This is a genomic window from Candidatus Litorirhabdus singularis, from assembly GCF_026262625.1.
GTDB lineage: Bacteria > Pseudomonadota > Gammaproteobacteria > Pseudomonadales > Halieaceae > Litorirhabdus > Litorirhabdus singularis.
Window position 1 is genome coordinate 557140 of record NZ_SHNN01000001.1, and the last position, 15495, is coordinate 572634.

Genomic DNA, 15495 nt, shown 5'->3' on the forward strand with positions numbered 1-15495 from the left:
CTCATGTCACAGCCAATCGATGACAGCAAAGATAGCAGCAACGTCTATGTAGACGTGACAGCCTTAAGCAGGCTACATCAGGAGGCGCATGGGTTCTCGTTCCTGCCCCGCCAGCCCCTTAACAGCCTGCTGAGCGGGCGCAAGCGTTCACGGCTGCGTGGTCGCGGGCTGGATTTTGAAGAATTGCGCCACTACCGCCCCGGTGATGATATTCGTAGTATGGACTGGCGTGTCACCAATCGCACCGGCAAACCCCATGTCAGGGTCTATACCGAAGAACGCGACCGCCCGGTGCTGTTGGTGATCGACCAACGCTTATCCATGTTCTTTGGCAGCCAACAGAAAATGAAGTCGGTCAGCGCGGCCGAGCTGGGCGCCGTGGCAGGCTGGCGCGTACTCGAACAGGGCGACCGCGTTGGTGCCATACTGTTCAACGACTCGCAGATACTGCAGATCAAGCCTTCACGCAGCCGCCGCAATCTACTCTCAATTCTGTCCCAACTAGCCTCGATGAACCAACAACTCGCCGTCAGCAGTAAGGTCCCGCCTAATCCTGCCCAGTTAGAAAACGCCATCGCGGTCGCAGAGCGAATGGTAGGACATGATTATCTAGTAGTTATTGTCTCTGACTTTGATGGCTGGAATCAGGCCTCGCTAGCGGCGGTCAAACGGATCAGCCAGCACAACGATTTGATTGCCGGTTTTATCTATGACCCACTGGAGCAGGATATTTCCTCAGCCTCGGATTTAGTGGTCAGTGACGGTCGCTATCAACTGCAACTGGAGCCACACAAGAAATCGCTGGGCGAGCGTTTTGAGGCAACGTTTCAAAACCGCGTCGAGAATCTTCAATTGGAATTACGTCGGCATGGAATGCCCGTCATTCCACTCAACACGGTTACATCCGTTTTCAGCCAGCTGCGCCAGCATCTGGGTCAACGCTGAATGTCAGCGCCGCCACTTCCAGATATTTTTGGCAACTATGCCATCAAGGGCATCAGTGAGATTATCCCCCCTGATGCAATAAGCTGGCTACCCACAGCACCGGCCTGGCGTGTGCTGGCGGCGGCCGCACTACTGTTGCTGCTGTGGCATGCGCTAAAGCGTGCACAACAATGGTGGCGCAATCGTTATCGTCGCGAAGCCTACCGCCAACTGAGTCAGCTGGATACGTCTCATGGAGCGCCCCTGCAGGCCATTGCCGGCCTGCTCAAAGCCACTGCACTGGCAGCGCGCCCGCGCGCCGAAATAGCCCAGCTCAGCGGCAACAGCTGGGTGACATGGCTTAATCAACAGGTCCCGGGCACTTTTAGCGAGCCCAGTGGCGCGCTGTTGGCAAGCACCCAATACCGCGCCCTGGTACCGGATTCAGTACAACTGGAAAACCTTCGGCGTGAATGCCTGGATTGGATCCAGAAACATGAGGGCCGCAGTAATGCTTGAGCTCGCCAGCCCATGGTGGCTACTGCTGCTGCCGGTACCGCTGCTCTTAAGGTTGTTGCCAGCGTTTAAACACACCAGAGACTCCGTCCGCGTGCCTTTCTTTGAAGCGCTACTGGAACTCAACGAGGAACGACCCAAGACCGGCGCGGTTATACCCAACCGTACTCGCATTCAGGGCCTGCTGGTCGTATTTACCTGGGTTTGTCTGGTTCTGGCCGTCGCCAGACCCGAATGGGTTGGCGAGCCCGTAGAGCTCACTAAGTCTGCGCGCGACCTGATGATCGCAGTGGATCTTTCCGGCTCTATGGAAGCGATGGACTTCAGCGCACCTACCCGCACAGGCCAAAACGGCGATGATCCCAAACCGCAGCGACTGAATCGACTGCAGGCGGTCAAGCTGGTGCTGACGGAGCTAGCCCGCCAGCGCGAAGGCGACCGCCTGGGTCTTATCGTGTTTGGCTCTGCACCCTACCTGCAGACACCGTTTACCGAAGATCATACCACCTGGCTGCAGTTGCTAATGGAAACGGAAATCGGCATGGCAGGGCCCAGCACGGTATTCGGAGATGCCATCGGACTATCATTGCATCTGTTTTCACAGAGCACCTCAGACAATAAAGTGCTGATTATTCTTACCGATGGCAATGACACCGGCAGCACTGTACCACCGGTGGATGCCGCCAAGGTTGCAGCGGAACGTGATGTGCGAATCTACAGTATCGCTATCGGCGATCCCGCAACCGTCGGCGAAGAAGCACTGGATGAGGAAACCCTCAAGCGAGTCGCGAGCGAAACCGGGGGCGCCTACTTCCAAGCAGTGGATCAGCAACAACTGGCAAAAGCCTATGCAGATATCGCCACGCTGGAACCAGAATTGTATGAAAGCACCAGCTTTAGGCCGCGCCACAGCGTGCACTACATACCGGTGTCTGCCGCAGTACTGCTCTACCTGATTTACCACCTGACCGCCGCCGCGCTAAGTTATCGACAGGCGAAAACCAGATCTGGCGAGACCAACTATGCAACTTGAACAGTTCATAGAGAATTTTCATTTTCTGCGCCCCGCCTGGCTATTCCTGCTGCTGCCAATTATTGGCATCAGCGCGTTACTGCGACGACAACAGGACGAAACTCGGGGCTGGCAGGCAATCATCGCGCCGCACCTGCTGGAAGCCTTGCGAGTCAGGCAGTATCGCAGTCACTGGTTTAACCCGGCATCCCTGAGCCTGCTGCTGATGGGGCTACTGGTGTTGATCCTGATGGGACCCAGCTGGCAGCAGCAGCCCTCACCGCTGGCGCGCGACGAGGCCGCACTGGTCATCGCATTGGATGTATCCGCGTCGATGGAATACCGCGATGTGCAACCGACGCGTCTAAAACGCGCCAAACAGAAAATATCTGACTTGCTGGAACAACGCAGCGGCTCGCGGACGGCACTGATTGCTTATGCAGGCAGCGCGCATACGGTGCTACCACTAACCGATGATGTACAGATCTTGAACCAATACTTAAGCGCCATTGAACCGGACGTGATGCCGCGCGCCGGCAAGTTTGCGGAATACGTATTGCCGCTGTTGACGCAGGTTACCGGGGATGAATCACTCCCAACCACCATACTGCTGCTGACCGATGGCGTATCGAATGAGAGCGTGCAGGCATTTTCGAATTACTTCGACAACAGTCCCTATCAATTGCTGGTCTGGGGCATTGGGGCGGAGACTGCAGCGGAGGAAAGTCCTTACCCGGCGCTGGAAATAACCGCTCTGAAACAGCTGGCGAGTGCCGGCTCCGGGCACTACATCGATTTAACCGTGGACCAAGCAGATGTCAAAAATGTACTGCGCCGGATTGATTCATGGTACGTCATCAGCGATGACGAGGCTGTGCCCTGGCAGGACGGAGGCTACTGGCTGCTCTTCCCTGCACTGGCAATTTTCGCCCTATGGTTTCGCAAGGGCTGGACACTGCAGTGGTGCCTGCCCTGGCTATTGCTCGGCCTGCTGGCACAACCACAACAGGCCGTAGCCAGTGAGCACTGGTTCGCCGACCTGTGGCTGACGCCACAGCAGCAGGGTCGCCTGTTGCTAAAGCGCGGTGATTATCGCGCCGCAGCGCAGCGGTTTAACGATCCCGCCTGGAAAGCACTGGCGTACTACTACGCCGAGGAGTTTACGCTGGCGGCAGAGTATTACTCGCGCATCGACAGTGAGACCGCGCGCTTTAACAGGGCCAACGCTCTGGCCCAGTCGCAGAACTATCTACCGGCAGTGCGGCTTTATCAGGAAATTCTTGATGACAACCCGAGTAATGCCGCGGCACTGCGCAATCGCGATATCGTGCAACAGATTATCGATGCCATTAACCTCATGAGCCAGTCGCAGCAGGAAGAGGCCGGTGAGGGCTCCAAAGAGCTGGGCGAGAGCGACCCCGAGCGCGCCGAAGGTGCCGAACGCATCAGCTTCGAGAAGGCCGAGCTGGTGAGTTACAGCGCTGAGGAAATTCTTCAAGACCCAAAAATTGCTGAGATGTGGATGCGCGGCGTACAGCGCGACCCGGCGCAGTTTCTCGCCATCAAATTCAGCATGCAAGAACAGCCCCCAGCCCCGGCGCAGCTGCCCGCGGCCACGGAGGCCACACCATGATTCGGCTACTGCTAGTGCTGCTCTTATTGGTGTGGCATGGCACAGCGACTGCCAAGTCGCTAGAAGACCTCTTGCAGTCGGGAGAACTCGAGATCAACAGCTGGATTAAACCCAACGCCAGTATTGTCGTCGGACAGGAGTTGGAGCTAACGGTAGAGATCGCAACACAGCGCTGGTTCAGCGGCGGTACGCGGCTCAAGTTACCGGAAGCACCTGGCCTGATAGTGCTGCGCCGGGACCAGTTTGCCAACAACCTCAACCGCACCAAAAACGGCGTCAGCTGGGTTGCACAACGCTGGACCATCCAGCTTTATGCCCAGCGAGAAGGGGAATTTAACGTGCCAGGTATAGAGCTTGAGCTGGCGGTGAATGACGCCAGCGCTGGCATCATCAGGGGCACAACCCGCTCTGAAGCGCTGTCTTTTCAGGCCCTATTGCCTCCCGGCCTTAGCGCTGCTGATCGCTGGGTCGCGGCGCCAAAATTCAGTGTGGAACTCAGCACTGATAGGGACCTGCAGGCATTACTTCCTGGCGACGCCTTCACCGTAGACATACTCATGCAGGCCAGTAACTTCGAAGCGATGATGTTGCCAGTAATAAGCCTGCCTGAACCTGCAGGCCTTGCTGCCTACCCGGAACCACCAGAACTGGAGAACACCAGTAATCGGGGCAATGCAAAGGCCCAGCGCCGGCAACGTATTACTTATGTGGTGGAGAAGCCAGGGCAGTATCAGATAGAGCCGCAGCAGTTGTACTGGTGGGACACCACAAATTCCGAGTTGCGCACATTAGCAACACCTGCGCTGAGTGTGGATGCAGGAGCCGCGCTGACGCCTGCTGAAGCTGCCGCGCTAGAACCTGCTTCGCACAAAACCCGTTGGAGGCCCAATTGGAGTGTCTTACTGGGCCTGCTGACAACGGCAGGGCTGGCTCTCGGTATCTGGCGGGGGCTGCGTTGGTATCAACAATCGAATACGGCGGTCTGGCAACGTGGCCAGCGTGCGCTGCGCCGTGGTGATGCTGCCACCGCGGCACACTGGTTCTATGTTTGGTTGAATCGCTCACGTCCGCAGCGCAACTGGTATAGCCTGCGCCGCAGCGTCCGCGGCGCACAGTCAAAGGACAAGGACAGTGACAACTCTGTTGAACACTTGCTAAACGCTGCCTTCAGCGACACTTCAACAGAATTACCGACAAGCCTGCAACGGGATCGGGCAACCGCGGGTAAGTGGTGGCAGCGCTGGTTGCCGAATGCCGTCAGGCTGCGCCTCAACCCCGATAATAGCGCTGCGGAACAAAAGGCATCTTCGTTACCGTAACCGGCACCTGTTTACCGCGCACATCCACCAAAAGCTGCAGATCAGGCTCAGCAAAACTGGCATCAATCCTTGCCATGGCGATGGGTAGTTCAAGGCTGGGGCTGTAGCACGCTGAGGTCACTACCCCGACTGCCACGCCATCGCTACTTAGCACCTGCTGACCGTCGCGTACTGGACGTCGTCCGGACACAGTCAGGCCCACCCGCTTATAGGTAACGCCTTCGGTCTGCTGCCGAAACATGATCGCGGCGCCAGGAAACCCACCCGGACGCTCTCCGCGGGCGCGACGCGATGGGCTCACCGACCACATCAATCCCGCTTCGACAGGCGTGACTGTAGCATCGAGCTCGTGCCCATAAAGACACAGCCCGGCTTCCAGACGCAACGAATCGCGCGCACCCAGACCTGCCGCAGCCACTGCCGGGTGGTCTAACAACAGCCGGGCGATAGCTTCGACCGCTGCCGCCGGGATAGAAATCTCAAAGCCGTCCTCGCCGGTGTAACCAGAACAAGTAACATAAACTTCGGCGCCGGCGAGATGCGCGGACAGACCTTGCATAAACGGCAGCTGCGCCAGCTCGGGCACATGCGCAGACAGCACCTCTCGTGCCAGCGGTCCCTGCAGGGCCAACAGCCCGTGGTCGGGCAGTAAGCGAAATATCTGCTCAGGCATATGGTCACGCAAATACTGGATATCGGCCTCTTTACAGGCAGCATTGACTACCAGAAAGTACTCCTCATCGCCCCAGCGGGTAATAATCAGATCATCGCGCACCCCGCCGTCGTCGTTGGTCAGCAGCGCATAACTCTGCTTGTGCACAGGCAGCGCCGCCAAATCAACCGGCACCAGGGCTTCCAACGCAGCCGTAGTTCCAGGACCGGAAACCACCAACTGGCCCATATGGGATACATCGAATAGCCCCGCCGCAGTTCGCGTGTGCAGGTGCTCCTTAATAATGCCCGAGGGGTATTGCACCGGCATATCGTAGCCAGCAAAGGGGACCATTTTTGCACCTAGTTCGCGGTGCAGTGAATCAAGCGGGACTTGCAGCAAGGGAGGCTCCAAATGGGATCAGCGAGGAGGGCGCCACTTTATAACTTTGCCCGCCGACCCACAAGCCGATGCTACAATCGGCCGATGGCTAACACAATCAGTCTCATTGGCATGCCCGGTGCCGGCAAAAGCACGGTAGGGGTACTATTGGCCAAAGCACTCGGCCTCAACTTCGTCGACTCCGATCTGCTGCTGCAAGTGCAATACCAAGCCAGCCTGCAGGAAATTCTGGATTGCGAGGGCCATCTGGCACTGCGCGCTAAAGAAGCCGAAGTCTTGCTGAATATGCCCGTGGAAAACAGCCTGATATCAACAGGCGGCAGCGCCGTTTATAGCGAGTCCGCCATGGCAAGACTGCGGCAGGCCGGGCCGGTAGTCTTTGTAGACATATCTCTCGCCACCGTACGCCAGCGCATTGACGACGCCGACAGCCGCGGCATTGCCCGTGCACCAGGACAGGACCTGGCCGCGGTCTACGCAGAGAGGAGACCGCTGTATCACCGTTTTGCCACACATGTCATAGACGGCAACACCGCGGCGGCGACCATCACCGTTAGCGCCATTCTCGATGCTCTGCACGAAAACTGACCCAGAAACATCTCTAACTGCTAGACCAGCAAGCGGCGCGCAGCGCAAACATGTCCCGGACATGTCGCAACGTGTCAAAGCAAGGCGCGACACCACAGCAGAACTGTCGAAACCGCAGATTCACGGCGCTGAAAGTTGGCAACCTTATTGCATTAACCTATTTGAGGGCGCGGCAAAAGCCTCGCTGGTCAGACCGGTGTCGATGCAGCATACGGACGCTACTGCATTGTCAGTGAGCCATCAGGTAGAGCCTGTTCACAGGGAAGTGAGGGCCCGATCGCGATTATCCATGGATGGAATGGCCTTGCCGCGCCCTCTTCAACTCACCACACAAATGCACCCTGCCAGCGCACCACAATGTACGCACACGGTCGCAATATTCACTCTTTTTTTTGATCGTAATGCCCACAATTTTTTGATTTACTAGCCCTGTCCAGCCGCGCCCTCGGCGCTGAAACAGGCTGACTGATTTCCGCGGAGATGAGTATGGGGCAGAGAGAATCCGAATCTAATGAAAATGACGGTGCCGAGGATTTTTTTGATCCAGAGCCAGGCGACGCGGTTGAAGAAATGTTTGCCGCCGATGCGCTAGAGTCAGCTGGCAAAGGCCGCTTGGCTGAATTACGTCGGCGGGCCGAACAGCGGCTGGAAGATAAACGCCTACGCGATGAACTGGACTATCTTGAGACGGACTGGGACGACATCTGACACAGACCCTAACCCTCACAGTGCGCATTCGTCATCAGGTTTGAGCTAGGCGGCAGCCGCGCACAGTAAAGAAGTAGCGGCCGCCACCTCACCGCATCTGTACAAAGAAGCAGACATTGCTATAGTGTTCCCCAGATGAAACTTGGCCCCGCGAAGAGGCTGTAACTGGAGGCAATATAGTGAATCGACCGGTCTGGCTGTTCAGCATGGACTCAGATCAGTTTTGGGCACCGCCGACGACCAATGCCGCGCTTACTTCCTACTTTCGCAAGTACGGCCAGACCAGCGCCACCACCGATATCGAACTGGTTCACTTCCGCGACCATGACGCCCTCGATGCATGGTTACAGCGCTGGCGCGCAGAACTGAGAGAGATCGCAATTGATGCATTGGCAGCAGACCTGCAGCCAATCATTGGATTCAGCTTTTACACCTGGAATGCCGCCGAGTTTCTAGAGCTACTGACAGAACTCAAAACAGATTTGCCGCAATTACTCTGTATCGCCGGTGGGCCGCATGTGCAACAGGCAGAGGATTATTTGGGGCACGATCCCATTGATGTGATTGTGCTTGGCGAAGGGGAGATTACCTTCCAACAATTCCTCGACGCGCCTGGCAGGCAAAGCTGGCCGGAAATTGCAGGCCTGAGCTGGCTGGAAGCCGAAGGCATTAAGAGCAGTGAAAGCCGCGAGCGCTGCAAAACACTCGACGACTTTCCTTCGCCGCTGGATGTGCTCGAACTTTCCAGCCCCGAGGGAGACCCACTCTACGACTCCATTTCCTATGAGACCAGCCGCGGCTGCCCGTTTCGCTGCGCCTTCTGTGAATGGGGCACGGGGGCCATTGGCAGTAAGATGTACCAGTGGTCAATGGAGCGCATCGAGCGCGACTGGCGCCGCATCGTCGATTCAGGCATCAAGGACTTGTGGCTGGCTGATTCAAATTTTGGCGCCCTCAAGCAAGATGCCGATAAGGCCAGGCTGATTACAGAGCTGAAACAGCAGACCGGCCTGCCCCAGTCATTCGCCACCTCCTGGTCCAAGAAGCACAGCCGCCAAGTGCAAGAGATTGCGCTGCTGTTACATCGACATCAGCTATTGCCGCACTATCAACTGGCGCTGCAGACGCTGACGCCAGAGGCTCTGCGCTTGAGCAATCGGCAGAATATGAGCTCCAATCAGTACGAGCCGATTGCCAAACACATGTCTGAGCAGGGCGTGCCGATAGCGGCGGAGCTGATTTGGGGCTTACCGGGTGACAATCTACCCAGCTTCGAAACCAATCTCGACCAACTGTTGGCAACCTTTCCCAATATCAATATTTTTGGCTACACACTGCTGCCGGGGACTGAGTTCTACCGACGTCGTGAGGAATATCAGATAGAGGCAATACCTGTCGCAGGCTATGGCAAAGCGAAAGGTGAATACGTTGTCGGATGTCACAGCTTCAGCCGCGACCAGGGTGAAGAGGGTTACTTCCTGATCACTGCGCACATCTTGCTGGTGCATGGCCATATTCTGCCGCTGACAACGCGCTGGCTAGCGCTGAGCCGAGCAGCGCCGGTGTCGGGTTTGCTACGCAGTATCTTACGAGCGCTATTGCAACACTACGGAAGCGAACTTAAAGACCTCGATAGCAGTGATCGCATGGCTGTCTATGAGGCCAGAAACCAGCTATACCTGGCCGCCCTGAGCGATCACCAACGTTGTTATAAGGTGATCAGCGCGGCCCTGGCCAGTTGGATGGAGACCCACGCCAGCGATCAAGGGGTGGCGCTGCGGGCGCAAAAACTGCTGGCTCTGGATGCGGCTTGCTGTCCGCGTTCCGGGTCAGAGCGACTGGAAACCATCTCCTTTGATTTCGATGCAACAGAGGTAAAGCGTCTGCTGGGAGCAATGGAGCTACCCGAAGCAGATCTGTTTCAGACTCAGGCTCAGCAGCTTTACGTGCAGCATCCCGGTGGAGTGGGCGAGATACTCCACGATGCCGATGGTGGCAGCTGGCTACAGGGCCAGATCATTCCCTCACAACCCCCCGCTGCCCGGGATATTATCGCCAGCAACCAACACAGCGTTATGGTCCATGGCGATTAGGTACGTGCAAATTGGGTCAACGGCGCTTGCGTCCATGCTGGCTTTGCCCTATAAAAGAACGCTAACGGGAGAGCCTTAATGCCAGTCGTAAAACGTTTAGTCAGACCAGTGGAAGTCAATTATATATGCGACGGCTGTAGCCAGGGCATGCTGGAACATGCCGGAGAAATGGATGCACAGAGCGGTGCCCAAGAGCACCGCTGCATGATCTGCGATCATCGACAGACTTTCTTTTGGGAGCGTTACCCGCGTATAGAACATGTAGGTCTGGATGAGGATCTGCTCGAAGAGACCGCACCTTAAGAGACTCAGCCCGCCCCCAGTAATGCCTGTTTAGACTGAGCCAGCTGCGTCGGCAACACCAACCCGCACTCCGTAATTAACGCCGTCACCAATGCCGCGGGTGTGACATCGAAAGCCGGGTTATAAGCGACTGCAGACGCTGTGGTCAGACGCACATCCGCCTCCCTACCGCTGGCATCGATACCGCTAACTTCACGCACCTCGTCCCCATGCCGTTCCTCAATGGGGATATCTGCCCCGGTCGCACAGGCCCAGTCAATGGTCGACACTGGCAGCGCAACATAGAATGGGATGGCGTGAGCACTGGCCGCCAGTGCCTTCATGTAGGTGCCAATTTTATTGCAGACGTCGCCATTAGCAACCGTGCGATCACTGCCGACAATACAGGCATCAACCCGACCGCTTTGCAGCAAATGGCCAGCGGCGTTATCTGCAATAACCGTATGCGCGATTCCCGCCTGCTCCAGCTCCCAGCTGGTCAAATGCAGCCCCTGATTACGCGGCCGCGTTTCGCTGACCCACACATGGACTGGTATGCCGTCCGCATGAGCTGCGTAAATAGGCGCCAGCGCCGTACCCCATTCTATAGCGGCCAGCCAACCAGCATTGCAGTGCGTCATTATTTGCAGGGTGCGACCCGCAGCCAGCGCGGGCAGCCCACGCAGCGCGGTAAGTCCGTGCTCGCCGATACGCTGACAGACTGCTATATCGTCAGCTGCCAACTGCTGCGCCGCTGCCAGTGCCACCCCTGCGCGCCGCGCGGGCGCCACATCAACAACTTCTGCGCGCACTCGCTCCAGAGCCCAGGCCAGGTTAATAGCCGTGGGCCGGGTTTCCAACAAACGCTCAATGGCGTCACCGAGTGCTGCATCTGAGGCATCGGCGGCGAGGCTCAAGGCCAGACCATAGGCTGCGGTAACGCCGATCAACGGCGCTCCGCGCACCTGCATTGAACTGATAGCGGTGCAGAAGTCGTCGAGAGTGCGCAGCGAGACAACGCGCAACTGATGCGGTAGCAAAGTCTGATCTATGATCTGCAGACCAGGACCTTCTGGGCTGTACTGAAGACTACGTTGCATGCGGTTCGCCAATGGCATCCGCCGCCGCGTTGGTTTCCGCTTGCCAGCTAAACACGTTTATCTCAATGAAAATGAATGCGAACAGCCACAGGAAGGCATCCCAAAAATCAATAAAATCACCAGCGAAGCCCCAATACACAGCGGCAAATAACAAGATGGTGTACAACACCGCTTTTACCAGCTTGCTAACAGATATCAGATTTCCCTGCAGTTCATGCTTAAGCTGCAAGCGCACATCCCATTCCAACACCAATACCACGAGTATCCAGGCACTGGCGTTGAGCACGTCGGTCCAGGCCAGCCAGCGGGCAGCGTGCAGCACATCCGCGCTACTCAGTATTGAACCGAGGCCATCCACGCGGGTAACCGGCTGCAGCAAACTGGCACAATTGCTCGCATCCATCGCCACATATTCATCCAGATCAAGCAGGATCGACCAGTCTTGGCTCAATACACTACAAGCCGGCACCGTTAGCTCACTGACCTGATACAACGCCTGCAGTTCCAGCACATAACCGTAGCAGGCATAAACAATGAACACATAGCAGATCAAACGTACCCAGTGCAGGACGCGCTTAAGCCAACCGTGCAAACGCGCATCATCAATAACAGAAGTTTCCAGCTCAAACAGCAATAACAAGACAACCCAGGCTGCAGTATCAATAGTGGCTGAGAACATCTGGATAAGATCACCGCCGGAAAAACCGCTACCGAAGGTATGCTCCATCGCCGCCAGCTCTTCCATCAAAAACACGAAAACGTTAATGCAAAGCAGCAGATAAATCAGATACTTCAGCGCTGAGAACCAGTGCAGCCCACCGACCACATTTGTCTGCACACGATCATTCATGGACGTAACCTCTCAGACATTCAATAACAAGTGCTCGCGCTCCCAGGAACTGATGACGCGGTTGAATTCTTCGAACTCGTCCAGCTTCACCGCTTCATAGGCACTGAGGAAAAGCGCACCAAATATCTCCACCAGCTCCGGTACGTCTTGCAGTTTGCGCAGCCCCTCTTCCAGGCTGCGCGCTACCTCGATGGCGTCCTCGTTAGCCGTACCCAAATGCGGCTCAGTCGGCGACAGCCCCTGATTCATGCCCAAATATCCGCTGGCCAGACTCGCCGCGATGGCAAGATAGGGGTTGGCGTCGGCACCAGGGAATCTATTCTCCACCCGAGTCGCCGCCGCGCTGCTTTGGGGCACCCGGAACGCCGCAGTACGATTATCAAAACCCCAGTTTAAGTTAATGGGGGCAGCCAACTCCGGCGCTAAACGGCGATAGGAGTTCACATTGGGCGCGTAAAAACTGATCAGGTTAGGGGTGAAGGTTTGCAGGCCGGCGATATAGGATCGAAAACGCGCATTTTGCTTGCCGTCGGCATCGACAAATATATTGTCACCGGTGGCAATGTCCACCACGCTCTGATGAATATGCAACGCGCTGCCAGGCTCAGACTGCATAGGCTTAGCCATAAAGGTGGCATAGATCCCGTGCTTGTGGGCGACTTCACGCACAGTGCGCTTGAACGCAAAAACCTGGTCTGCCAGACTCAATGGGTCACCATGCAGAAAATTGACCTCCATCTGCGCCGCGCCGTTTTCATGAATCAGGGTATCGACATCCAGACCCTGCGCTTCGGCGTAATCGTACATATCCTCAATCAGTCTCTCGAACTCATTGACCGCGTCAATACTATAGGACTGACGGGAACTCTCAGCGCGCCCCGACCGGCCCTGCGGCGGTTTCAGCTCTTGGTCGGGGTCTACATTGCGCGCCACCAGATAAAACTCGACTTCCGGGGCGACCACTGCTTGCCAGCCTTCAGCGGTGTACAGCTCTATAACCCTACGCAACACATTACGGGTTGAGAGTGGGTGTGGCTTGCCATCCATGGTATGGCAGTCATGAATAATTGACGCGGTCGGCTCGCGCGCCCAGGGTATCAGGCGGACGGTATCAGGATCCGGCACCAGCACCATATCAGCGTCGGTGGGGGCAACGAAGTCCCAGTGTTCATCACTGTACTCACCGGTCACAGTCTGGATCAGGATACTCTCGGGTAATCGTGGCTCGCCCATTTCAAGAAACTGGGCAGCGGGAATAAACTTACCCCTGGCGTTACCAGTCAGGTCCGGCACCATCGCCTCAACCTCAGTGACGCCGTGCTCTTTTAACCAGCTCTTGATGTCCTTCATATACACTACCAATAGCACGCGAGCGTTGATTATTGCAGAACACCGATCTATCATCCAACTTTAATTCCGAAGCATTGTTCGGCTTTTCTGCAGGAGGCAGGACTTTTGTCAGACCCCATAAACTCATGGTACACCGCCAGTGCAAATCGTGAGCTTAGCTTCCCGACGCTAGACGCTAACGTTGAGGCCGATGTCTGCATTATTGGCGGCGGCTACACCGGCCTGTCTTCTGCAATCCACCTGCGTGAAAAAGGTTACTCCGTCGTTCTGCTTGAGGCCGAGCGCGTGGGCTGGGGAGCTTCAGGCCGCAATGGCGGACACTGCAGCGTTGGCCAACGTAACGATCAGGATGAGCTGGAGGCAAGTGTCGGTAAAGATCACGCACGTCAGCTATGGGGGCTGGGGCTAGAGGCAGTCGATACCGTCTGCGACCTGATCCAACGCCATGACATTCAGTGCGAACTAAAATCGGGCGACCTGCATGTCGCCGCCAAACCCGGTGAAATTGACGCCATGCAGCGTTATGTCGAGAAACTCAACCGTGACTATGACTATCAGGAAGTACGTTACGTAGACAAGACCGAGCTACAGTCCATGAGCAGCACCCGGCGTTACTACGGTGGCTGCCTGGATACACGCGGCCGCCACTTACATCCGCTCAACTATGCCCTGGGCCTGGCTGCTGCTGCAGCCAAACTGGGAGCCAGCATTTACGAGCAAAGTCGCGCCATCAGCTATCGTCAGGGCGAGGGCGTGGAGGTCGAAACTGGCAGTGGAACAGTCAAAGCCAAGTATCTCGTGCTGGGCTGCAATGGCTATCTCGAAAAGTTAGCGCCACTGGCGGCACGCCGCATCATGCCCATCAACAACTACATACTGGCTACAGAACCACTACCAGAAACCACAGCGCGCGCGCTGATTCGTGACGACTGTGCGATGTCCGACAGCTTATTCGTCATCAATTACTGGAAGCTCTCTGCCGACAATCGATTGCTTTTTGGTGGCGGGGAGACTTATACCAAGCGCTTCCCAAAAGACATGAAGACTTTTGTGCGCAAGCACATGCTGGCCACCTACCCGGAACTCGATCAGGTTGCCATCGACTACGCCTGGGGCGGCACGCTGGCGGTAACAGTGAATCGTATGCCATCGTTCGGCCGTATCGGCGCTAACATATTTTACGCTCAGGGTTACTCCGGACACGGCGTACCCATCGCCACCTTGGCCGGCAAGTTGATTAGCGAGGCAGTGGCGGGCACCGCCGAGCGCTTCGACATCATGGCCACGGTACCGACGCCCATATTTCCCGGCGGCACACTACTGCGCTGGCCAGGCTTAGTGCTAGGCATGGCATGGTACGCCATGCTTGACCGGCTCTAGACCATGAGCGAAGAACGCATCGCCCGGCGCAAAAGCCAACTGGGTAAAAAGTGCCAGCCAAAACAGCAGCGCTCGCGCCAGCGCCGCACCGAAATCATGTTGGCCGCAGCAAGCTTGCTGGAAAAAGTAGGCTTTGACGACCTGACCACAACCTTGATCGCTCGGGAGTTGAACATATCTGTAGGGTCGCTGTATCACTACTTTCCTCACAAGCAGGCTATATTGCATGCGATTGGAGAATACTGGCTGGAGGAGTACACCAGCACCATGCAGGAGATCGCCGAGGCAGATTTGGAAATGATGACTGTGACCCAATTCTGCCAGCACTGTGTCGAGCAGTTGCTACAGGTTTACCGCGAGCAACGGGGAGTGCTACCGCTGGTACATGCGATGAATGCCGTGCCCGAGCTACGCGACCTTGACGCTCATCACGACGAGCTGGTGATCGCCTTGCTGGCACCTATGTTCGCTCGCCTGGGTATTAGCGGAGGCCAGCAGGAACACCAACGCCGCGCCCGGCTATGGCTTGAAATGACCCATGCATTGCTATTATCTATCGTACTGCAAACACCTTCTCAGGCGCGCAAATCGCAGACCGACCTGAAGCGTCTTGGCGTCACTCTGCTGAGCGACTAATACCTTATTCTGACGCAGCTGCTACTATCTTTTTAGGCTTAACGCACACA

At 56.6% G+C, this 15495-nt stretch carries 15 protein-coding genes; 11 read left to right on the plus strand and 4 right to left on the minus strand.

Features of this window, described 5'->3' with window-relative positions; genetic code table 11:
* Window positions 1-3 precede the first annotated feature (3 nt).
* The 5 genes from EYC98_RS02440 to EYC98_RS02460 are packed head-to-tail and all read left to right on the plus strand — an operon-like array spanning window position 4 to window position 5404.
* The gene (locus EYC98_RS02440; protein WP_279243716.1) at window positions 4-945 is read left to right on the plus strand and encodes a DUF58 domain-containing protein; all 942 of its coding nucleotides are present in this window, start codon (window positions 4-6) and stop codon (window positions 943-945) included.
* Complete coding sequence (locus EYC98_RS02445) at window positions 946-1443, plus strand: DUF4381 domain-containing protein (RefSeq protein WP_279243717.1); 498 nt, start codon at window positions 946-948, stop codon at window positions 1441-1443.
* Window positions 1421-2473, plus strand: a complete 1053-nt coding sequence (locus tag EYC98_RS02450; protein WP_279243718.1) for a VWA domain-containing protein — start codon at window positions 1421-1423, stop codon at window positions 2471-2473. The genes EYC98_RS02445 and EYC98_RS02450 overlap by 23 nt, the downstream gene beginning before the upstream one ends.
* Window positions 2463-4085, plus strand: a complete 1623-nt coding sequence (locus EYC98_RS02455) for a VWA domain-containing protein (protein ID WP_279243719.1) — start codon at window positions 2463-2465, stop codon at window positions 4083-4085. Before EYC98_RS02450 ends, EYC98_RS02455 begins: the two co-directional genes overlap by 11 nt.
* Complete coding sequence (locus tag EYC98_RS02460) at window positions 4082-5404, plus strand: BatD family protein (RefSeq protein ID WP_279243720.1); 1323 nt, start codon at window positions 4082-4084, stop codon at window positions 5402-5404. The genes EYC98_RS02455 and EYC98_RS02460 overlap by 4 nt, the downstream gene beginning before the upstream one ends.
* Here the strand turns inward: EYC98_RS02460 and gcvT are convergent.
* Window positions 5355-6458, minus strand: coding sequence for a glycine cleavage system aminomethyltransferase GcvT (gene gcvT / locus EYC98_RS02465; RefSeq protein ID WP_279243721.1), 1104 nt, complete (start codon window positions 6456-6458; stop codon window positions 5355-5357). The two genes, EYC98_RS02460 and gcvT, sit on opposite strands and share 50 nt — an antisense overlap.
* 84 nt (window positions 6459-6542) lie before the next feature.
* Here gcvT and EYC98_RS02470 point away from each other — a divergent pair, with 84 nt between their 5' ends.
* The 4 genes from EYC98_RS02470 to EYC98_RS02485 all read left to right on the plus strand — a co-directional run bounded on the left by EYC98_RS02470 (window position 6543) and on the right by EYC98_RS02485 (window position 10150).
* Entirely contained in the window at window positions 6543-7046 is a 504-nt protein-coding gene (locus EYC98_RS02470; protein ID WP_279243722.1) for a shikimate kinase, read from the plus strand.
* Between the two features lie 486 nt (window positions 7047-7532).
* The gene (locus EYC98_RS02475; RefSeq protein ID WP_279243723.1) at window positions 7533-7754 is read left to right on the plus strand and encodes a PA3496 family putative envelope integrity protein; all 222 of its coding nucleotides are present in this window, start codon (window positions 7533-7535) and stop codon (window positions 7752-7754) included.
* 179 nt (window positions 7755-7933) lie between these two features.
* Window positions 7934-9847, plus strand: coding sequence for a B12-binding domain-containing radical SAM protein (locus EYC98_RS02480; RefSeq protein ID WP_279243724.1), 1914 nt, complete (start codon window positions 7934-7936; stop codon window positions 9845-9847).
* Between the two features lie 78 nt (window positions 9848-9925).
* Entirely contained in the window at window positions 9926-10150 is a 225-nt protein-coding gene (locus EYC98_RS02485; protein ID WP_279243725.1) for a type II citrate synthase, read from the plus strand.
* A gap of 5 nt (window positions 10151-10155) precedes the next feature.
* Here the strand turns inward: EYC98_RS02485 and mtnA are convergent, their stop codons facing one another.
* The 3 genes from mtnA to EYC98_RS02500 are packed head-to-tail and all read right to left on the minus strand — an operon-like array spanning window position 10156 to window position 13429.
* Window positions 10156-11229 carry an S-methyl-5-thioribose-1-phosphate isomerase gene (gene mtnA / locus EYC98_RS02490; protein ID WP_279243726.1) on the minus strand — a complete coding sequence of 358 codons (1074 nt, stop codon included), beginning with the start codon at window positions 11227-11229 and terminating at the stop codon, window positions 10156-10158.
* Complete coding sequence (locus EYC98_RS02495) at window positions 11219-12079, minus strand: hypothetical protein (protein WP_279243727.1); 861 nt, start codon at window positions 12077-12079, stop codon at window positions 11219-11221. Before EYC98_RS02495 ends, mtnA begins: the two co-directional genes overlap by 11 nt.
* 12 nt (window positions 12080-12091) lie before the next feature.
* Complete coding sequence (locus EYC98_RS02500) at window positions 12092-13429, minus strand: glutamine synthetase family protein (RefSeq protein WP_279243728.1); 1338 nt, start codon at window positions 13427-13429, stop codon at window positions 12092-12094.
* 105 nt (window positions 13430-13534) lie between these two features.
* Here EYC98_RS02500 and EYC98_RS02505 point away from each other — a divergent pair, with 105 nt between their 5' ends.
* The gene (locus tag EYC98_RS02505; RefSeq protein WP_279243729.1) at window positions 13535-14809 is read left to right on the plus strand and encodes an NAD(P)/FAD-dependent oxidoreductase; all 1275 of its coding nucleotides are present in this window, start codon (window positions 13535-13537) and stop codon (window positions 14807-14809) included.
* Window positions 14810-14812: 3 nt separating this feature from the next.
* Window positions 14813-15445: a TetR/AcrR family transcriptional regulator gene (locus tag EYC98_RS02510; protein ID WP_279243730.1), complete on the plus strand. Its 633-nt coding sequence runs from the start codon at window positions 14813-14815 to the stop codon at window positions 15443-15445.
* Window positions 15446-15495 lie beyond the last annotated feature (50 nt).